Origin of the sequence: Rhodovibrio sodomensis, from assembly GCF_016583645.1 — a bacterium.
GTDB lineage: Bacteria > Pseudomonadota > Alphaproteobacteria > Kiloniellales > Rhodovibrionaceae > Rhodovibrio > Rhodovibrio sodomensis.
Genome location: NZ_NRRL01000015.1, coordinates 51,606 through 70,351, shown reverse-complemented (window position 1 = coordinate 70,351; position 18,746 = coordinate 51,606). Strand labels below are relative to the sequence as shown.

The following is an 18,746-nucleotide window of genomic DNA, read 5'->3' as shown; positions in this document are numbered from 1 at the left end:
CCCTCACCCTCCCACCGGCCTTCGGCCGGCGGGCCCCGCCCTCTCCCGTCAAGGGAGAGGGGATTTCGCGCACCGCGCGCACGACGAACCCGACCCAGGTCTTTGACACCCTGGGCTCAGCCGGATAAAGCCGCTCGCCCATGAAACGCCTGCGCGTCCGGCATACCACGACCTACCGCTACAAGCGCCCGGTCAGCTTCGGCGAACATCGGCTGATGTTCCGCCCGCGGGACAGTCACGACCTGCGGCTGACCGCGACCAGGCTGCGCATCTCGCCCAAGGCGGACGTGCGCTGGCTGCACGACGTGTTCTCCAACTCGATCGCGATCGCCACCCCGCAGGAGCCGAGCGACACGCTCACCTTCGAGAGCACGATCGACATCGAGCATTACGGCAGCGACAGCGCCACCTTCCCGATCGCCCCGCACGCCCGGACCTACCCGTTCTCCTATCCGGCCGAGGAAAGCCCGGACCTGCAGCGCCTGACCGAGCGGCACTACCCGGACCCCGAGCACAAGATCGATGCGTGGGCGAAACGGTTCCTGGAGGACCGCGGCGGCCCGGTCGACACCAACCTGCTGCTGGGCGAGATCACCCGGGCGATCGCGCGCGACTTCGGCTACGAGCGGCGCTATGCGATCGGCACCCGCCTGCCGGTCGAGACGCTGGATCTGGGCACCGGATCGTGCCGCGACCTGGCGCTGTTGATGATGGAGGCGCTGCGGGCGCTCGGGCTGGCGACCCGGTTCGTCTCCGGCTATCTGTACGACCCCGCCCGCGACCCCGCGCGCCGGAACGAGGGTCAGAGCGAACTGTCCGGCTCCGGCGCGACGCACGCCTGGGTGCAGGTCTACCTGCCGGGCGCCGGCTGGGTCGAATACGACCCGACCAACGGCCTGGTCGGTGGCGGCAACCTGATCCGCGTCGGCGTCGCCCGCGACCCGTATCAGGCCGTCCCGCTCAAGGGGAGCTTTACCGGTTATCCCGACGATTACGTGGACATGGACGTCGCGGTCGAGGTGACGAGCGAGCCCGAAGAGCCGGTGAGTGGGAAGTAGGGCCGGTCCGCACGGCGTATCGGCGGGTCCCTCTCCCTTGAGGGGAGAGGGCAGGTGAGGGTGGGACTCCCCGGATACCACCGGGGAGTCCCACCCTCACCCTCCCACGCGCCTACGGCTCGCGGGCCCCTCCCTCTCCCGTCAAGGGAGAGGGGATTGGGGCAACGTTCGCCCGTTCATCAAGCCAGCGTCACGCCACGCACAGCGGGTCGGTGTCGCCGTAGCTGACGTCGTCGAGAGACCGGATGCTGGGCGCCTCGCCGCACAGCGGGCAGGCGGGGTCGCGGCGGGTCCTGATCGACCGGAAGCCGGTGGCGAGCGCGTCGTACAGCAGCAGCCGGCCGGACAGGCTGTCGCCCACGCCGAGCAGTTCCTTGGCGACTTCGGTCGCCTGCAGCGTGCCCATCACCCCTGGCAGCATCGCGAGCACGCCGACGTCGGCGCAGGACTGCTTGGGGTCGGCCGGCTGGGCGCCAAACACGCAGCGGTAGCAGGGGCCGCCGCCCCGGGCGTCGGGCAGGTGCGCCTTGAAGGTCGCGAGCTGGCCGTCGAAGCGCATGATCGCGGCCGAGAGCAGCGTCCGGCCCGCCAGGTAGCTAGCGTCGTTCAGCAGATAGCGGGTGGCGAAGTTGTCGGAGCCGTCGGCGACCAGGTCGTACTGCCCGATCAACTCGAGCAGGCCGTCGCGGGTTACCCGGCGGTCGTGCGTCTCGACCGCGATCTCGGGGTTGAGCGCGCGCAGCCGCGCGGCCGCGCTGTCGACCTTCGGCCGGCCGACGTCGCCGGTCCCGTGGATCACCTGGCGCTGCAGGTTGGACAGGTCGACCCGGTCGTCGTCGACCACGCCCAGCCGACCGACCCCGGCGGCCGCCAGATAGCTCAGCAGCGGCGAACCGAGGCCGCCCGCGCCGACCACCAGCACGCTTGAGCCGAGCAGGCGGTGCTGCCCGTCCTCGCCGATTTCGGGCAGCACCAGGTGGCGGGCGTAACGGTCGATCTGCTGGTCGGTGAAGTCCATGCCCACGAAGGTAACCCCGCAGCCGGGACGCGGCTACATCCCCTCGAACAGCGGGGTCGAGAGGTAGCGCTCCGCCGCCGAGGGCAGGATCGTGACCACGCGTTTGCCGCGCATCGCCGGGCGCTGGCCGACCTCGATCGCGGCGGCGAGCGCCGCCCCGGAGGAAATGCCGACCGCCAGGCCCTCGCTGCTGGCCGCCTCGCGCGCCATCGCAAAGGCGGTGTCGTTGCCGATCCGGATCACCTCGTCGATCATCTCGCGGTCCAGCGTCTCCGGCACGAAGCCGGCGCCGATGCCCTGGATCTTGTGCGGGCCGGGCGGGCCGCCGGACAGGATCGGGCTGTCCTCCGGCTCGACCGCGATCATCTGCAGGTCGGGCTTGCGCTGCTTCAGCACCGCGCCGACGCCGGTCAGGGTGCCGCCGGTGCCGACCCCGCTGACGATCGCGTCGACCGCGCCGCCGGTGTCCGCCCAGATCTCCTCGGCGGTGGTGTGGCGGTGGACTTCCGGGTTGGCGGCATTGCGGAACTGCTGCGGCATCACCGCCTTGGGCAGCTCGTGCAGCAGTTGTTCGGCGCGCTGGACGGCCCCGCGCATGCCCTGGCTGCCGTCGGTCAGCACCAGTTCCGCGCCCAACAGGCGCAGCATCTTGCGCCGCTCGACCGACATCGTCTCCGGCATCGTCAGGATCAGGCGGTAGCCCTTGGCCGCGCAGACGAACGCGAGCGCGATCCCGGTGTTGCCGCTGGTCGGCTCGACCAGGACGGTGTCCGAGTCCAGCCGGCCCTCGGCTTCCAGCGCTTCGATCATGGCCCGGCCGATCCGGTCCTTCACGCTGGACAGCGGGTTATGGAACTCGCACTTGCCGAGCAGCTCGGCGCCCACCTGATAGCGCGCGGTCAGCCGGGGCAGGCGGACCAGCGGGGTGGCGCCGATCGTGTCCAGCACCGAATCGTAGATCCGCCCGTGCGCGCGCGGGCCGGGCGCGGTCTGGCGGTTGGCGGTGTCGCGGTCGGGCGTCTGGTCGTTCGACGGGGCGGCGCTGTCGGCGCGGGCGGCCTGACGGTCGGCCATGGGGACGATTCCTCCCTCAAGCGTGTGGTTATCCGCTGTTCCACGGTGCATCAGGGGATATAGGGACGCGGCCCCGGGCGTTGCAAAGAAAAACGGGGGTCGCGTCTCCCGCTCCGCCACAAACGACCCGCCTCGCCCCGCCTCCCACGTGCAGGAGGGGAGGAAGGAGCCGCCGTGACTCGCCCACGGCTAGATTGAGAAGTCGGGGACCTGCTGGGCCTCCGACTGGATGCCTTCCTGGCGGGCACGGTCGCAGAGTTCCTCGATGGTCATGGCATCGAAGCGGGCCATCATCTCGTTCTGCATGTCCTGCCAGATCGGCCGGACCACGCGCAGGCCGATCTGGCTGCCGCCGGCCTCGCTGGTCGGATCGGGTGTGCCCTCCAGCTGGCGGACGATCCGGATGATCTCGCCGACCGTGATCCGCCGGCGTTCGCGCGCCAGGCGGTAGCCGCCGCGCGGGCCGCGCTGGCCGGCCAGGACGTTGTGGTGGACCAGCTGCTGCAGCACCTGTTCCAGGTAGCGCCGGGGGATGCCCTGGCGCTCCGAGATCTCGCTGGAGCGCACCGGTTCCGGCCCGGCGTTGTAGGCGATGTCGACCACGGCCTCGATCGCGAACAGCAGCTTTTTGGACAGGCGCAGCATTTCAGGTCTTTCCGTTTCCAGCGTCGGCCGGGCCCCTTTGACCGGGCGCCGGCGGTGTCAGGTCTCCCGGGTCGCGCGTTCCGGGCGCACGCTTAGCTCGGCTCCGCCGCCGCGCCCAGGCGCTCGGCGATCCGCTCGGCCAGCTTGTCGGCCACGTCCTGCTTGCGCATCCGCGGCCAGGTCTCGGTGTCGTCGCCGGCGATCAGGTGGACGGTGTTGTCGTCGCCGCCGAAGGTGCCGGTCTCCGCCGACACGTCGTTGGCGACGATCCAGTCGCAGCCCTTGCGCGCGCGCTTGGCGCGGGCCAGCTCGACCACCCGCTCGGTCTCCGCGGCGAAGCCGACGACCAGCGCCGGGCGCTGGTTGCCCGCGGCCGACAGGGCGGCCAGGATGTCCGGGTTCTGCTGCAGGCGCAGGCTGAGTTCCGCCTGGTCGCCGCGCTTCATCTTGTGCGCTGCCGCCTCGGCCATCCGCCAGTCGGCGACGGCCGCGGCGCAGACCGCGACGTCGACCGGCAGCGCGTCCCGGCAGGCCGCCAGCATGTCGCGCGCGCTCTCGACGCGCCGGACGGTGACGCCCGCCGGATCGGCCAGCGCGGTCGGCCCGGTGACCAGCGTGGTCGCCGCGCCGAGGCGGGCGAGCGCGCTAGCGATCGCGTGGCCCTGCTTGCCGGACGAGCGGTTGGCGATGTAGCGCACCGGATCGATCGGCTCGTGGGTCGGCCCGCTGGTGACCAGCGCGCTGCGCCCGGCGAGCGGCCGGGGTTGCGCGAAATAGCCGGCGATCGCCGTCTGGATCGCCGCCGGCTCCGCCATCCGGCCGGGGCCGTATTCGCCGCAGGCCATGTCGCCGTCGTCCGGCCCGACGAAACGCACGCCGCGTTGGCGGAGCGTCGCCAGGTTCGCCTGGGTCGCCGGATGCTGCCACATCCGCACGTTCATCGATGGCGCGACCAGCGTTTCCTTGTCGGTGGCGAGCAGCACGGTCGACGCCAGGTCGTCGGCGCGCCCGTGGGCCATCTTGGCCAGGAAGTCCGCGCTCGCCGGCGCGACCACCACCAGATCGGCCGCGCGCGACAGCTCGATATGCCCCATCTCGCTTTCATCCGTCAGCGAGAACAGATCGGAATAGACCTTGTCGCCGCTGAGCGCCTGCAGCGACAGCGGGGTGACGAACTCCGACCCCGCCCGGGTCAGCACGCAGCGCACCCCGGCGCCCGCCTTGCGCAGCAGCCGGATCAGCTCGAGCGCCTTGTAGGCGGCGATCCCGCCGGTTACCACGAGCAGCACCCGCCGGCCCGCCAACGCCTCGATTTTCGACGGTTCCTGCGCCATCGCGGCCCTATTCCACCATACTCAGGCGTAAATAGCGCAGGCGCGGGTTAATGTCCACCGCAGCGTGCGGTTTTTCGGGCGGGGCGGCTGGGAAAGGAAGGGAAGAATCACCACAGAGACACAGAGGGCACGGAGAGGCTGTGCGGGCGCGCCCAAAACGAATTCCCCTCCTCCAGTGGGAGGAGGTGCGAGGGGAGGAGGGACCCGGGCATCGACGCCGCGGGCATCCTCCTCTCCCTGGCCCTCTCCTCCCAATGGAGAGACTTTTGCACGGCCGTGTGTATTGCCGTCAGCGATCCTTCGAGACGCTTTGCTATGCAAAGCTCCTCAGGATGAAGTTATAGGTTTTACAATAAGATATAGAGCTTCATGCTGAGGAGCGGCCTGCTAAGGCCGCGTCTCGAAGCATCGCTGACGGGGGCTGAAGCGCCCGTGCAAAAGTCTCCAATGGAGGAGAGGGAACAAAGATCCTACCCCGCGACCACCACACCCAGCGCGAAGGCAGCGAGTGCCAGCGCGCCGGCGGACATGCCGAGCGCTAGTTTGATCCAGCCCTGGCCGCGGTTGCCGCCTATGGCGCGGGCGGTCTCCGGGTGGACCTTCAGGCCGCCGCCGCTCTCGATCTCCTGGACGATCCGCTCGGCCCGCTCGATCGTCTCCGGCAGCCGGCCGGCGATCTTGGCCCAGTCGCGCGCGGTCTGCTCCAGGCGCGCCTGCGGCCCGCGATTCTGGCGCATCCACTCCTCGATCAGCGGCTGCGCCAGCGTCCAGGTGTTGATCTCGGGCCGGAGCGCGCGGCTCACCCCCTCGGCCATCATCATGTTCTTCTGCAACAGCAGGAACTGCGGCTGCATCTGCAGCGAGAAGGATTCCGACAGGGTGAACAGCTGGCCCAGCACGCGGGCGAACGAGATCTCGTTCAGCGGCTTGCCGAACACCGGTTCGCAGACGCTGCGCAGCGCCTGGGCGAAGGTTTCGACCGACGGGCTTTCGGAATCCGGTGCGGGCAGGTAGCCGGCCTCGATCTGCACCTCGGCCAGGCGCATGTAGTCGCGCTGCAGCAGGGCCAGCAGCATGTCCGCCAGCAGGTAGCGCATGTGCCGGGTCAGGCGGCCGACGATGCCGAAGTCGACCGCGACGATGTTGCCGTCGGCGTCGACGAACATGTTGCCCGGGTGCTGGTCGCCGTGGAAGTAGCCGTCGCGGAACACCTGCCGGAAGAAGATCGCCGCCGCCTTCTCCAGCACGTCGTCGAGGTCGTGCCCGGCGGCCAGCAGGGCGTCGCGGTCGTCCATCGGGATGCCGTCGATCCGGCCCTGGGTCATCACCCGGCGCGACGTCCGCGCCCAGTCGATCGGCGGCACGTTGTAGCTGGGATCGTCCTTGAAGTTGTCCGCCAGCTCGTCCGCGGCGGCCGCCTCCATCGACAGGTTCATCTCGAAGCGGACCTGCTCCTCGAACAGCCGCACCATCGCGACCGGCTTGTAGCGGCGCAGCTTGGGCTGCGCCTGCTCGACCAGCCCGGCCAGCCAGTAGAACAGGTCCAGGTCGCGGTCGAACGCCCGTTCGATGCCCGGGCGCAGGACCTTGACCGCGACCTCGCGGCCGTCGGTGGTGACGGCCATGTGGACCTGCGCGATCGAGGCGGCGGTCTTGGGAGCCTCGAACTGCCGGTAGAAGGTCTCGACCGGTCCGCCCAGCTCGTCCTCGACGATCTGCCGGGAGGTCGCGCTGTCGAACGGCGGCAGGTGGTCCTGCAGCTCCGCCAGGTCCTCGGACACCTGCTCCCCGATCAGATCGGAGCGGGTCGAAATGAACTGTCCCAGCTTGATGAACGACGGGCCGAGGTCGGACAGCGCGCGCGCCAGCTTCTGCCCCGGCCGGCCGGCGACGTGGCGGCGGCTGACCTGCCGGGCGGCCCAGACCACGGGCTTGGCCACCCCGGCGATCTCCAGCACCGCCAGCGCGTCGTGCCGGGCCAGCGTGCGGGCGATCGTCAGCAGCCGGAGAAGGGAGCGGGCGGCGCGCAGCATGAAGCGGGGTTACAACCGCCAGCCGGAATGGATCGCCGCGATGCCGCCGGAGAGGTTGCGGTAGGTCACCCGCTCGAAGCCGGCCGCGCGCATCATCGAGGCGAGTTCCTCCTGCGGCGGGAAGCGGCGGATCGATTCGACGAGGTACTGGTAGCTCTCCCGGTCGCGCGCGACCAGCTGGCCGATCCGCGGCAGCACGTTGAAGGAGTAGAGGTCGTAGACCCGGTCCAAGACCGGCAGCACGACCTGACTGAACTCCAGGCACATGAACCGCCCGCCGGGGCGTAAGCTCCGGTAGGCCTCCGCCAGCACGTCCTCGATGTGGGTGACGTTCCGCAGGCCGAAGGCGATCGTGTAGGCGTCGGCCGTGCGGCTCTTGACCGGCAAACTCATGGCGTCGCCGGCGAGCCAGTCGATGCCCGACAGGACGCCTTTGTCGACCGCCCGGTCGCGGCCGACCTTCAGCATGTCCGGGGTCAGGTCGCAGACCACCACGCGGCCGTTGTCGCCGGTGCGCTTGCGCACCCGGAAGGCGATGTCGCCGGTGCCGCCGGCGACGTCCAGCACGGTCCAGCCGGGGCGCGGGTTCAGCCAGTCGACGAACGCGTCCTTCCACAGCCGGTGGACGCCCACGCTCATCAGGTCGTTCATCAGGTCGTAGGAGCGCGCGACGTTGGAAAACACGCCGCGCACCAGCCCCTGCTTTTCCGCCGCGCCGACATCGCGGTAGCCGAACGAAGCCCGGGCGCCCGCGGAAAACCGCCGGCGCCCGCGGGGCTCGCTTGGGTCCGCGGCGGCGTCGGCCGCCTCGTGGAATTCGCTGTCGGAAGGATCCTCGCGCATCATGGCGCGGACCATAGCGCGGTGGCGTCGCGCACGCTACTGTGCGCGCGCGCCGCAGGGCGCCAGATTTCGGGCGCGCCGGCGTGCGACCCGCGACCGTCGCCGAACCGCCAACCACGACCCCATCCATCACGACAGCTGAGCCCGATGCCCGAACTGCCCGAGGTGGAAACCGTCTGCCGCGGCCTCAGGCCCTGGCTGGAGGGGCGCAGGCTGGCGTCCGTGATCCAGCGCCGGCCGGACCTGCGCTGGCCGCTGCCCGACCGGTTCGTGGCGCGGCTGGAGGGCCGGACGATCGCGCGGATCGAGCGCCGCGCGAAGTACATGCTGGCGCACCTGGACGACGGCTGGGTGCTCCTGATGCATCTTGGCATGAGCGGGCGGCTGGCGGTCGCGGCCGATCCCGACGCGCCGTTCGAGCCGCACGACCACGTCGTCTTCCTGACCGACCAGGGCTGCCAGGTGCGCTTCAACGATCCCCGGCGGTTCGGCTTCATGGACCTGCTGCCGGCACACGGGATCGAGGACAGCGCGCACTTCCGCGGCCTCGGGCCGGAGCCGCTCGGCAACGCGTTCAACGGGCCGGAGCTGGCCGCCCGGCTGGCCGGCCGGCGCACGCCGATCAAGGCGGCCTTGCTCGACCAGAAGACGGTCGCCGGCCTGGGCAACATCTACGTCTGCGAGGCGCTCTACGTCGCCGGGCTGTCGCCCCGGCGCCAGGCGCACACCGTGCAGGGCCGGCGCGCCGAGCGGCTGGCGAACGCCACCCGCGGGGTGCTGCGGCGCGCGATCGCCGCCGGCGGCTCCTCGCTTCGGGATTACCGCCAGGCTTCCGGCGAGCTCGGCTACTTCCAGCACGACTGGGCGGTCTACGACAAGCAAGGCCACCCCTGCCCGGATTGCGACTGCCGGGTCGCGGATACCGGCGGCATCCGGCGGATCGTGCAGTCCAACCGCTCGACTTTTTATTGTCCGCGCCGGCAGCGATAGGCTATCGCAGGAGCATGACCGCCCGCCGCCTCCGCTCCGCCTGCCGAAACCGCCGTTCCCTTGGGTGCGTGCGCGCGTGCGCGGCGCTGCTGGTGGCCGGGCTGCTCGCGTTCGCGGTCCCTTGGCCGGCGGCCGCGCAGGCGAGTGACCGCTACGTCGCCGACGTGGCCGATCTGCCGCTGATGGACGGGCTGGAAGAAGTCACCGCCGCCGGCATGGCGTTCGACAAGCCCTCCGGGCGGATCGTCGAGGCCTACGCCCACGGCGCGGTCGCAACCGCGGCCGTGCGCCGCTTCTACCGGCAGACCCTGCCGCAGCTGGGCTGGCAGCGCCTGGGCCCGGACCGCTTCGCCCGCGAGGACGAGGAGCTCGAGATCGACTACCTGGGCGCCGACGGCGACCTGACGGTCCGCTACACCCTGCAGCCGCGCTAGCCGGCGCGCGGCACGGGGAGGATCGCGGTGGGGTCCCTCTCCCCTCAAGGGAGAGGGCAAAGCGCCGCCCCTTGCCATCACCGACCCGAGCCAGCCGAGAGGAGCGCATTCGATGAGCTACGAGTTGATCCAGGTCGACACGCAGGACCGGGTGGGCGTGATCACGCTCGACCGCCCGGATGCGCTGAACGCGCTGAACGCCCAGCTGGTCCGCGAACTGGGCGAGGCCGCGCGCGCGTTCGATAACGATCCGAACATCGGCTGCATCCTGGTGACCGGGATGGAGAAGGCGTTCGCCGCCGGCGCCGACATCAAGGAGATGAAGGACAAGACCTACGATCAGGTGTTCGCCGAGGACTTCATCACCGACGACTGGGAGGTCCTGGCCGACCTGCGCACCCCGGTGATCGCGGCGGTCTCCGGCTTTGCGCTCGGCGGCGGCTGCGAGATCGCGATGATGTGCGACATCATCATCGCCGGCGATTCGGCGAAGTTCGGCCAGCCGGAGATCAAGCTGGGCACGATCCCAGGGGCCGGCGGCACGCAGCGCCTGACCCGCGCGGTCGGCAAGGCGAAGGCGATGGAGCTGTGCCTGACCGGCCGGATGATGGACGCCGAGGAGGCCGAGCGCGCCGGCCTGGTCGCCAAGGTCGTCCCGGCCTCCGATCTCAAGAACGAAGCGCTCAAGACCGCCGGCACGATCGCCGGCATGTCGCTGCCGATCGCCCAGCGCTGCAAGGAGGCGGTCAACATCGCCTTCGAGACCACGCTGCGCGAGGGCGTGCGCTTCGAGCGGCGGAGCTTCCACAGCACCTTCGCGACCCGGGACCGGGCGGAGGGCATGGACGCCTTCGTCAACAAGCGCAAGCCCGACTGGCAGCACCGGTAAGGGGCGTTTTCGCGCCAGCGCCGGGGTGGTTCCCTCTCCGCCACTGGGAAGGGCCAGGGAGAGGAGGTTGCCCGCGGCATGGACCCATGGCACATCCTCCCCTCGCCCCTTCTCCAGTGGAGGGGGAGGGGGTCAGTTGGCCGAGCCCGCGCATCCCGACCGCCCGCGCCTTGCATCGGCTTGACGGCGCCGGACGGCGCCGATATAACCCGCCGCCACAGCGCACTACCCGAACCGCAAGAGCACGATAGATCAGCCATGGCGCACCATAAGTCGGCCGAGAAGCGCATCCGTCGCAACGCGCGGCGCTACGCGATCAATCACGCCCGCAAGAGCCGCATCCGTACCTTCGTCAAGAAGGTCGAGGCCGCGATCCAGCGCGGCGACAAGCCCGCCGCCCAGGACGCGCTGAAGCAGGCCGAGCCCGAGCTCGCGCGCGGCGTCAACAAGGGCGTGATCCACCGCAACACCAAGGCGCGCAAGATCAGCCGCCTGAGCCAGCGCGTGAAGGCCCTTGCCTAACGCCTTGGCCTGAAGCAGGCGCCCGCGCGGGCCGCTGTCCTGTCCGCGCTCTGCGCGACGCACAATTCGGCCGGCGATCGCCGGGGTCGGTGCCCCGGAGGTTCGCCGGCTATTTGCGTCCCGGGTCCGTATCGCGCCAGCGTGCCCCAGCGGACCCGGGCGCCCGACGGCGGCGTGTGCCAAGCCGCCTGGCGGGTCCGACGACCGCTTGGCCCGACTGTCGCTTGGCCCGACTGTAGCTTGGTTCGGGGGGTGAGATTTTTTTCGGGCGTGTTTTCAAGCCCGTATCCCAGCTTGCGGCGGGTTTCGCGCAGGCCGGGCGCGCGTTCTATATTCGGTCCCGTTGCCTTACCGGCGCGTGACCGGTAAGTTACACTCCCCCGCAAGGGACTCTCGAAGACCAGTCTTTTATTGGTAAACGCCCAATACAATTGGGTATCGGTGGATTGTGTCTAAATATTGGTTTTGTTTTGATTGCATGCCGGGCCGTTTTTTGGACTCGACTCTTAAGCCCCTTTTATCATTTCCTTGAATCTACTGAGCGAGGGCGGGCGGTGGCAGGCCGGTTCCCCTGAACCGACGGGTCACGCGCCGCCCAAGTGAGCTTACGTTGGCCGCCGTCCGGGGAGCGACGGTCGGCTTGCCGGATGCGGAAACGATCCGCGTCGATCGGGACCTCGCGTCACGGCTTTTTTGGGGACACACGAGGCGGCATGACACAATCGTCCGGTCCGGCGCAGCAGAACGCCGGCAGCACGCATGCGACGAACACCGGGTTCCCAGGCGACCGTCAGGCGACCGGGGCCGGTACGGCTGCCGGCGGGTCGCTGAACGAGCAGTGGGCGCGGGTGCGCGGCCGGCTGCGCCAGGAAGTCGGCGAGGCCGCCTTCCGCTCCTGGCTGAAGCCCCTGACCCTGAACGGGCAGCGCGGCCAGACGGTGCGCATGGCCGTGCCGACGCGGTTCATGCGCGACTGGGTCTCCTCCAACTACGCCGACCGGCTGCGCGCCCTGTGGGCCAGCGAGAATGCCCAGATCGGCGCGGTCGAGATCGTCGTCCAGGCGCCCGAGCGCACCGGCCGCGGCGCCCAGGCGGTCGGCGCCAACCAGCCGAACGGCAGCCGGCCCCAGAACGGTTTCGAGGCCGGCGGCGACCGGGATGCCCGCGACACGGCCGCGGGCGACCCGGCCAACCTTGGCGCGGCCCCGGCTTGCACGGCCGGCGACTCCGGCGTGGCCGAGGCGCCCGCTGCGCCCTCCCAGGCGACCCACCCGGTTGAGATGCGCGACGCCTCGACCGTGCGCGACGCCTCGACCGTGCGCGACTCCGGCGACGCTGGCCTGTACGAAAGCCGGGAGGGCGGCTTCGGCGACATCTCCGCGCCGCTGGACCCGCGTTTCACGTTCGATAACTTCGTCGTCGGCAAGCCGAACGAACTGGCCTATGCCGCCGCGCGCCGGGTCGGCGACGCCGACGTGGTGCCGTTCAATCCGCTGTTCCTCTATGGCGGGGTCGGGCTCGGCAAGACCCACCTGATGCACGCGATCGCCTGGCACATCCACAACCGCCAGCCGCACAAGAAGATCATCTACCTCTCGGCCGAGAAGTTCATGTACCAGTTCGTGCGCGCCCTGCGCACGAAGAACACCATGGCGTTCAAGGAGCAGTTCCGCTCGGTCGACGTGCTGATGATCGACGACGTGCAGTTCATCGGCGGGCGCGAGGCGACCCAGGAGGAGTTCTTCCACACCTTCAACGCGCTGGTCGACCAGAACCGGCAGGTGGTGATCTCCGCCGACAAGAGCCCGTCCGACCTGGAGGGCGTCGAGGAACGGATGCGCTCGCGCCTGGGCTGGGGCCTGGTCGCGGACATCCACCCGACGACCTACGAGCTGCGGCTGTCGATCCTGCAGGCCAAGGCCGACCAGATGGGCGTGGCGATCCCGACCAAGGTGATGGAGTTCCTGGCGCACAAGATCACCTCCAGCGTGCGCGAGCTGGAAGGCGCGCTGAACCGGATCGTGGCGCACGCCACCCTGGTCGGCCGGCAGATCACGCTGGAGACCTGCCAGGAGGTGCTGCACGACATCCTGCGCGCCTCCGACCGGCGGGTCACGATCGACGAGATCCAGAAGAAGGTCGCCGAGCACTACAACGTCCGGATCTCCGACATGGCCTCCGCCCGGCGGGCCCGCGCGGTCGCCCGGCCCCGGCAGGTGGCGATGTACCTCGCCAAGACCCTGACCGCCCGCTCGCTGCCCGAGATCGGCCGCAAGTTCGGCGGCCGCGACCACACCACCGTGATGCACGCGGTCAAGAAGGTCGACGAACTGCGCGCCGGCGACGCCGCCTTCGCCGAGGACGTGGACCTCTTGAAGCGCATGCTGCAGGGCTGAGGGACGGTTAAGCGGCCTCAACCGCGCCCCGATAATCCCCCGCCTCCACGTGGGAGGAGCGGTTAGGGGAGGTGGAACCACGGCCGCCGCGCGCCCACACCCGGCAAATCTATCCCACCCTACGGCCCGTCGATGCCCGTGCGCAGGGTGCCACGTCCGGTCCCTCTCCCCTCGAGGGAGAGGGGATGATGGCGTGCCGCCGCCATCGAGAGCCTCGCGCGCGCCCGCGCGGGCGCGATCATGATTAGGCGCACCGCGCGGGCTGTGCTATGGTTGCCGGCCGATTCGCGGGCCCGTGCCGGCGGCCGAAGGCCGCCCGGCAAGTCATTGAAAAACAAGTTTTCTTAGAGGATCGAGACGGGGATCAGATGAAGCTTACGATCGAGCGCGCCGCGCTGTTGAAGTCGCTGGGGCACGTCCAGAGCGTGGTCGAGCGGCGCAACACCATTCCGATCCTCTCCAACGTCCTGATCGAGGCCGGCTCGGGCGCCGCGAAGCTGACCGCGACCGACATGGACCTGACGATCGTGGAGGAGGTCGGCTGCCAGGTCGCGGAGGCCGGCGCCACCACCGCGCCGGCGCACACGCTGTACGACATCGTCCGCAAGCTGCCCGACGGCGCGCAGGTCGAGTTGGACGTCCAGGGCGACCAGGGCCAGATGCGCCTGAAGAGCGGGCGCTCGACCTTCCAGCTGGCGACCCTGCCCAAGGAGGACTTCCCGGCGACCCAGGCGAACGACCTGCCGCAGGCGTTCAGCCTGCAGGGCAAGGAGCTGCGCGAGCTGATCGACCGCACCCGCTTCGCCATCTCGACCGAGGAGACGCGCTACTACCTGAACGGCATCTACGTCCACGCGACCAGCGGCGAGGCCGACTCGGACGGCGGCACCAAGCATCTGCGCGGCGTGGCGACCGACGGTCATCGCCTGGCGCGCTTCGAGATGCCGCTGCCCGATGGCGCCGACGGCATGCCCGGGGTGATCGTGCCGCGCAAGACGGTCAACGAGCTGCGCAAGCTGATCGACGAGACCGACGGCGGCATCGAGATCGCGCTGTCGGAGACCAAGGTGCGCTTCACCTTCGACAGCACGGTCCTGACCTCGAAGCTGATCGACGGCACCTTCCCGGACTACGAGCGGGTGATCCCGTCGGGCAACGACAAGATGATGGAGGTCGACCGCAAGGCGTTCGCCTCCGCGGTCGACCGCGTCTCGACGATCTCCACGGAGAAGAGCCGCGCGGTCAAGCTGTCGCTCGCCGACAACACCCTGACGCTGTCCGCGACCAGCCCGGAGAACGGCAGCGCGACCGAGGAGCTGGAGATCTCCTACCAGGGCGAAAACATCGAGATCGGCTTCAACTCGCGCTATCTGCTCGACATCGCCGAACGGCTGTCGGGCGACGGCGCGCAGTTCAGCCTGTCCGATTCCGCCTCGCCCACGATCGTGCAGGACGCCGGCGACACCAGCGCGCTCTACGTGCTCATGCCGATGCGCGTGTGAGCCGCGCCGCCCGCCGCACGCCGCGCCAGCCCCAGGTGTCGATGGAACGCACAGGACACGCCGCCCTCCACGCGGACACCCGCGACCGGGTCGCCGCGCCGGCCCCGACCCCGGGGCTGTACGTCCGGCGTCTGCACCTGACCGCGTTCCGCAACTACGCACACGCCGAGTTGCACGGCGACGGGCGTCCGGTGGTCCTGACCGGCCCCAACGGCGCGGGCAAGACCAATCTGCTGGAAGCGGTGTCGTTCCTTGCCCCCGGCCGCGGCCTGCGCCGCGCCGGGCTGAGCGAGGTGGAGCGCCATCCGGGCGCCCAGGGTCGGGGCCAGGGGGCGGACGCGCAAGCCGACGCGCCGGTTCCCGCGCAGCAGCCCTGGGCGGTCGCCGCCCGGGTGATCACGCCGGACGGGCCGCGCGACCTCGGCACCGGGCGCGACCCGACCGCCGACGGCCGCGAACGCCGGGCGGTCAAGATCGACGGCGACTTCGCCGGCAGCCAGCAGGCGCTGGGCGAGATCGTCGCGGTGACCTGGCTGACCCCGCAGATGGACCGGCTGTTCCAGGACAGCCCCGGCGGGCGCCGGCGGTTCGTCGACCGGCTGGTCTACGGCATCGATCCCGCGCACGCCGGCCGGGTCAACGCCTACGAGCATGCGCTGCGCGAGCGCGCCCGCCTGCTGCGCGGCGACCGGGCGCCGGATCCCGCCTGGCTCGGGGTGCTGGAGCAGCGGATGGCCGAGCGCGGCGTGGCGATCGCCGCCGCCCGGCGCCAGCTGATCGACCGGCTGGCCAGCGCGTCCGCGAGCGGCGGCGGCCCGTTCCCGAAGGCCGACCTGGGGCTGGCGGGCGACCTGGAGACCTGGTTCGACGAACTCTCCGCGCTCGACGCGGAGGAGAAGATGACGGCCGCGCTGCAGCAGGCGCGCGGCCGCGACGCGGACACCGGCGGGGCGGCGTACGGCCCGCACCGCGCCGACTTGGTGGCCCGGCACGTCGCCCGCGATCTGCCGGCCGAGCTCTGCTCGACGGGCGAGCAGAAGGCGCTGTTGATCTCGATCGTGCTGGCGCACGCCCGGCTGCTGACCGCCGAACGGGGCTTCGCGCCGCTCGTGCTGCTCGACGAGGTGGCGGCCCACCTGGACGCCGAACGGCGCGCGGCGCTGTTCGACGAGCTGGTCGCGCTGGGCGCCCAGCCGTGGCTGACCGGCACCGATCCGGAGCTGTTCGCCGGCCTCCAGGGCCGCGCGCAGTTCTTCGAGGTGCAGGCCGCCCGGATCAAGCCGGTCACGCCGGCGACCTGACGGCGGCCGGCCCAGCGCCGCGACGCGGGCGTCCGGCCGGGCGGTCCCGGCCCCCGGACCGCCGGCCGGCTGGACGGCGACATCCCCCAAGGCAATCACCACATAGAAGCCGATGACCCAGAATCCCGAACGCCAGAGCCCCGAGGTCCCCCCCGAAAGCAAGGCGGCGAGCAGCGCCCAGGAGGAGGCCCGCCGTTCCGCGGCGTCGGAGGCCTACGGCGCCGATTCGATCCGCGTGCTGCGCGGGCTGGAAGCCGTGCGCATGCGCCCGGGCATGTACATCGGCGACACCGACGACGGCTCCGGCCTGCACCACATGGTCTGGGAGGTCGTCGACAACTCGATCGACGAGGCGCTGGGCGGCTACTGCGACTGGATCGAGGTCCGCCTGCTGCCCGACGGCAGCGTCCGCGTGGCCGACAACGGCCGCGGCATCCCGGTCGACATGCACCCGGAGGAGGGCATCTCCGCCGCCGAGGTGATCATGACCCAGCTGCACGCCGGCGGGAAGTTCGACCAGAACTCCTACAAGGTCTCCGGCGGCCTGCACGGCGTCGGCGTGTCGGTGGTGAATGCCTTGTCGGAGCGCCTGGAGCTGGACATCCACCGCGGCGGCCGGCGCTACAAGGCGGGCTTTACCGACGGCGAGCCGACCGAGCCCCTGCATGACATCGGCGAGGCGACCGGCAGCGGCACGGCGATCGTGTTCTGGCCGTCGCCCGACATCTTCGCCGAGCGCGACTTCGACTTCGACCGGCTGGAGCACCGCCTGCGCGAACTCGCGTTCCTGAACTCCGGGGTGACGCTGAAGCTGGTCGACGACCGCGACGCCGAGCCGCGCGAGGTCGAGCTGCACTACGACGGCGGCGTGCGCGCGTTCGTGCAGTACCTCGACCGCTCCAAGCAGTCGCTGCTCGACACCCCGATGCAGATGAAGGACGAGCGCAACGGCATCGTGGTCGAGGCGGCGATGGAGTGGACCGACGCCTATCACGAGTCCGTGCTCTGCTTTACCAACAACATCCCCCAGCAGGACGGCGGCACCCACTTGGCCGGTCTGCGCGCCGCGCTGACCCGCCAGATCAACGCCTACGCCCAGTCGAGCGGCATCCTGAAGAAGGAAAAGGTCACGCTGACCGGCGAGGACGCGCGCGAGGGCCTGACCTGCGTGCTCTCGGTCAAGGTACCGGACCCCAAGTTCTCCAGCCAGACCAAGGACAAGCTGGTCAGCAGCGAGGTCCGCCCGGCGGTCGAGGGCGTGGTCAACGAGGCGCTGGCGCAGTGGTTCGACGAGCACCCGAACGAGGCCAAGAAGATCGTCTCCAAGGTCGCCGAGGCCGCGGCCGCCCGGGAGGCGGCGCGCAAGGCGCGCGAGCTGACCCGGCGCAAGGGCGCGCTCGACGTCGCCAACCTGCCGGGCAAGCTGGCCGACTGCCAGGAGCGCGACCCGGCGAAGTCCGAACTGTTCATCGTCGAGGGCGACAGCGCCGGCGGTTCCGCCAAGCAGGGGCGCGACCGCCGGACCCAGGCGATCCTGCCGCTGAAGGGCAAGATCCTGAACGTCGAGCGCGCGCGGTTCGACAAGATGCTGTCAAGCCAGGAGATCGGCACGCTGATCACCGCGCTCGGCACCGGCATCGGCGCGGACGAATTCAACATCGACAAGCTGCGCTATCACAAGATCATCATCATGACCGACGCGGACGTGGACGGCAGCCACATCCGCACCCTGCTCTTGACCTTCTTCTACCGGCAAATGCCGCAGCTGATTCAGGACGGCCACCTCTACATCGCCCAGCCGCCGCTGTTCCGGGTCAAGCGCGGCCAGTCGCTGACCTACATCAAGGGCGACCGGGAGATGGAGGAATACCTGGTCGAACAGGCGGTCAGCGACAGCGTGCTCAAGACCGCCGACGGGCAGTACATCGCCAAGGAAGACTTCCGCGCCCGGGTCCAACTGGCGCTCAAGGCCCGGCAGCTGATGCAGACCCCGATCCGCCGGGTCGGCGCGCCGCAGGTGGTCGAGCAGGCGGCGATCTCGGGCGCGCTGGCGCCGGAAGCGCTCGACGACGACGCCCGCGCGCGCGATGCGGTCGACACGCTGGCCCAGCGCCTGAACCGGATCGTGCCGGACAAGGAAAGCAGCTGGCACGGCACGATCGAGGACGACGGCAGCCTGCGCGTCTCCCGCACGGTGCGCGGGGTCGACGAGAGCTACCGGATCGACCAGGCGCTGCTGCGCACCGCGGAAACCCGCCGTCTGGCGGAGATGCGCAGCGAGCTGCAGGCGCTGTTCGGCGAGCCCGCGGAACTGCGGACCAAGGATCACACGATCCCGCTGTGGGGCCCGCTCGAACTCGCCGTCCAGGTGATGGAGCACGGCAAGAAGGGCCTGACGATCTCCCGCTACAAGGGCCTGGGCGAGATGAACCCGGACCAGCTGTGGGAGACCACGCTCGACCCGTCCAACCGCTCGCTGCTGCAGGTCGGCGTGGCGCACCAGGACGAGGCGCAGAGCCTGTTCTCCACCCTGATGGGCGACGTCGTCGACCCGCGCCGCGAGTTCATCCAGTCGCACGCGCTGGAAGTGTCGAATCTGGACGTCTAGGGCGGCGCCTTCCCGTCCGACGGTCTTTCGCCCGCTCCTCCACTGGGAGGAGAGGGCCGGGGAGAGGAGGTAAGCACGGCCTGCGCCGCGGGCACCCTG

At 70.4% G+C, this 18,746-nt stretch carries 15 protein-coding genes; 9 read left to right on the top strand and 6 right to left on the bottom strand.

What is annotated here, in order from left to right; genetic code table 11:
- Positions 1–140 precede the first annotated feature (140 nt).
- Complete coding sequence (locus CKO28_RS08480) at positions 141–1,058, top strand: transglutaminase family protein (protein ID WP_200340201.1); 918 nt, start codon at positions 141–143, stop codon at positions 1,056–1,058.
- Positions 1,059–1,248: 190 nt separating this feature from the next.
- On the opposite strand, the gene CKO28_RS08475 is transcribed toward CKO28_RS08480, so the two are convergent.
- The 6 genes from CKO28_RS08475 to ubiE form a co-directional block, all read right to left on the bottom strand.
- Positions 1,249–2,076, bottom strand: coding sequence for a HesA/MoeB/ThiF family protein (locus CKO28_RS08475; RefSeq protein ID WP_200340200.1), 828 nt, complete (start codon positions 2,074–2,076; stop codon positions 1,249–1,251).
- Between the two features lie 33 nt (positions 2,077–2,109).
- A complete protein-coding gene (cysK, locus tag CKO28_RS08470) occupies positions 2,110–3,150 on the bottom strand; it encodes a cysteine synthase A (RefSeq protein ID WP_200340199.1) in 1,041 nt (346 codons plus the stop codon).
- A 189-nt stretch (positions 3,151–3,339) separates the two neighbouring features.
- Entirely contained in the window at positions 3,340–3,795 is a 456-nt protein-coding gene (locus CKO28_RS08465) for an RrF2 family transcriptional regulator (RefSeq protein ID WP_200340198.1), read from the bottom strand.
- 92 nt (positions 3,796–3,887) lie between these two features.
- Positions 3,888–5,129 carry a bifunctional phosphopantothenoylcysteine decarboxylase/phosphopantothenate--cysteine ligase CoaBC gene (gene coaBC, locus CKO28_RS08460; protein WP_200340197.1) on the bottom strand — a complete coding sequence of 414 codons (1,242 nt, stop codon included), beginning with the start codon at positions 5,127–5,129 and terminating at the stop codon, positions 3,888–3,890.
- 470 nt (positions 5,130–5,599) lie between these two features.
- Positions 5,600–7,162 (bottom strand): 2-polyprenylphenol 6-hydroxylase, encoded by a 1,563-nt coding sequence (gene ubiB / locus CKO28_RS08455; RefSeq protein WP_200340196.1) that lies wholly within the window; start codon positions 7,160–7,162, stop codon positions 5,600–5,602.
- A 9-nt stretch (positions 7,163–7,171) separates the two neighbouring features.
- On the bottom strand, positions 7,172–8,020 hold the full coding sequence (gene ubiE / locus CKO28_RS08450) for a bifunctional demethylmenaquinone methyltransferase/2-methoxy-6-polyprenyl-1,4-benzoquinol methylase UbiE (RefSeq protein ID WP_242480430.1): 849 nt from the start codon (positions 8,018–8,020) through the stop codon (positions 7,172–7,174).
- A 132-nt stretch (positions 8,021–8,152) separates the two neighbouring features.
- On the opposite strand from ubiE, the gene mutM reads away from it, so the two are divergent.
- The 8 genes from mutM to gyrB all read left to right on the top strand — a co-directional run bounded on the left by mutM (position 8,153) and on the right by gyrB (position 18,647).
- Entirely contained in the window at positions 8,153–8,995 is an 843-nt protein-coding gene (mutM, locus tag CKO28_RS08445; RefSeq protein WP_200340194.1) for a bifunctional DNA-formamidopyrimidine glycosylase/DNA-(apurinic or apyrimidinic site) lyase, read from the top strand.
- A gap of 14 nt (positions 8,996–9,009) precedes the next feature.
- Positions 9,010–9,429: a hypothetical protein gene (locus CKO28_RS08440; protein ID WP_200340193.1), complete on the top strand. Its 420-nt coding sequence runs from the start codon at positions 9,010–9,012 to the stop codon at positions 9,427–9,429.
- A 112-nt stretch (positions 9,430–9,541) separates the two neighbouring features.
- A complete protein-coding gene (locus CKO28_RS08435) occupies positions 9,542–10,318 on the top strand; it encodes an enoyl-CoA hydratase (RefSeq protein ID WP_200340192.1) in 777 nt (258 codons plus the stop codon).
- 258 nt (positions 10,319–10,576) lie between these two features.
- Entirely contained in the window at positions 10,577–10,840 is a 264-nt protein-coding gene (gene rpsT, locus CKO28_RS08430) for a 30S ribosomal protein S20 (protein WP_200340191.1), read from the top strand.
- A gap of 713 nt (positions 10,841–11,553) precedes the next feature.
- A complete protein-coding gene (gene dnaA / locus CKO28_RS08425) occupies positions 11,554–13,236 on the top strand; it encodes a chromosomal replication initiator protein DnaA (protein ID WP_200340190.1) in 1,683 nt (560 codons plus the stop codon).
- 368 nt (positions 13,237–13,604) lie between these two features.
- Positions 13,605–14,738 carry a DNA polymerase III subunit beta gene (gene dnaN, locus CKO28_RS08420; protein ID WP_200340189.1) on the top strand — a complete coding sequence of 378 codons (1,134 nt, stop codon included), beginning with the start codon at positions 13,605–13,607 and terminating at the stop codon, positions 14,736–14,738.
- A complete protein-coding gene (gene recF / locus CKO28_RS08415; RefSeq protein WP_338050084.1) occupies positions 14,735–16,039 on the top strand; it encodes a DNA replication/repair protein RecF in 1,305 nt (434 codons plus the stop codon). Before dnaN ends, recF begins: the two co-directional genes overlap by 4 nt.
- A gap of 112 nt (positions 16,040–16,151) precedes the next feature.
- Complete coding sequence (gyrB, locus tag CKO28_RS08410; RefSeq protein ID WP_200340188.1) at positions 16,152–18,647, top strand: DNA topoisomerase (ATP-hydrolyzing) subunit B; 2,496 nt, start codon at positions 16,152–16,154, stop codon at positions 18,645–18,647.
- Positions 18,648–18,746 lie beyond the last annotated feature (99 nt).

What these genes read in the sequence shown, in the direction of transcription:
- CKO28_RS08480 (WP_200340201.1), top strand. Translation starts at nt 141, where the DNA reads ATGAAACGCCTGCGCGTCCGGCATACCACGACCTACCGCTACAAGCGC.
- CKO28_RS08475 (WP_200340200.1), bottom strand. Translation starts at nt 2,076, where the DNA reads ATGGACTTCACCGACCAGCAGATCGACCGTTACGCCCGCCACCTGGTG.
- cysK (WP_200340199.1), bottom strand. Translation starts at nt 3,150, where the DNA reads ATGGCCGACCGTCAGGCCGCCCGCGCCGACAGCGCCGCCCCGTCGAAC.
- CKO28_RS08465 (WP_200340198.1), bottom strand. Translation starts at nt 3,795, where the DNA reads ATGCTGCGCCTGTCCAAAAAGCTGCTGTTCGCGATCGAGGCCGTGGTC.
- coaBC (WP_200340197.1), bottom strand. Translation starts at nt 5,129, where the DNA reads ATGGCGCAGGAACCGTCGAAAATCGAGGCGTTGGCGGGCCGGCGGGTG.
- ubiB (WP_200340196.1), bottom strand. Translation starts at nt 7,162, where the DNA reads ATGCTGCGCGCCGCCCGCTCCCTTCTCCGGCTGCTGACGATCGCCCGC.
- ubiE (WP_242480430.1), bottom strand. Translation starts at nt 8,020, where the DNA reads ATGGTCCGCGCCATGATGCGCGAGGATCCTTCCGACAGCGAATTCCAC.
- mutM (WP_200340194.1), top strand. Translation starts at nt 8,153, where the DNA reads ATGCCCGAACTGCCCGAGGTGGAAACCGTCTGCCGCGGCCTCAGGCCC.
- CKO28_RS08440 (WP_200340193.1), top strand. Translation starts at nt 9,010, where the DNA reads ATGACCGCCCGCCGCCTCCGCTCCGCCTGCCGAAACCGCCGTTCCCTT.
- CKO28_RS08435 (WP_200340192.1), top strand. Translation starts at nt 9,542, where the DNA reads ATGAGCTACGAGTTGATCCAGGTCGACACGCAGGACCGGGTGGGCGTG.
- rpsT (WP_200340191.1), top strand. Translation starts at nt 10,577, where the DNA reads ATGGCGCACCATAAGTCGGCCGAGAAGCGCATCCGTCGCAACGCGCGG.
- dnaA (WP_200340190.1), top strand. Translation starts at nt 11,554, where the DNA reads ATGACACAATCGTCCGGTCCGGCGCAGCAGAACGCCGGCAGCACGCAT.
- dnaN (WP_200340189.1), top strand. Translation starts at nt 13,605, where the DNA reads ATGAAGCTTACGATCGAGCGCGCCGCGCTGTTGAAGTCGCTGGGGCAC.
- gyrB (WP_200340188.1), top strand. Translation starts at nt 16,152, where the DNA reads ATGACCCAGAATCCCGAACGCCAGAGCCCCGAGGTCCCCCCCGAAAGC.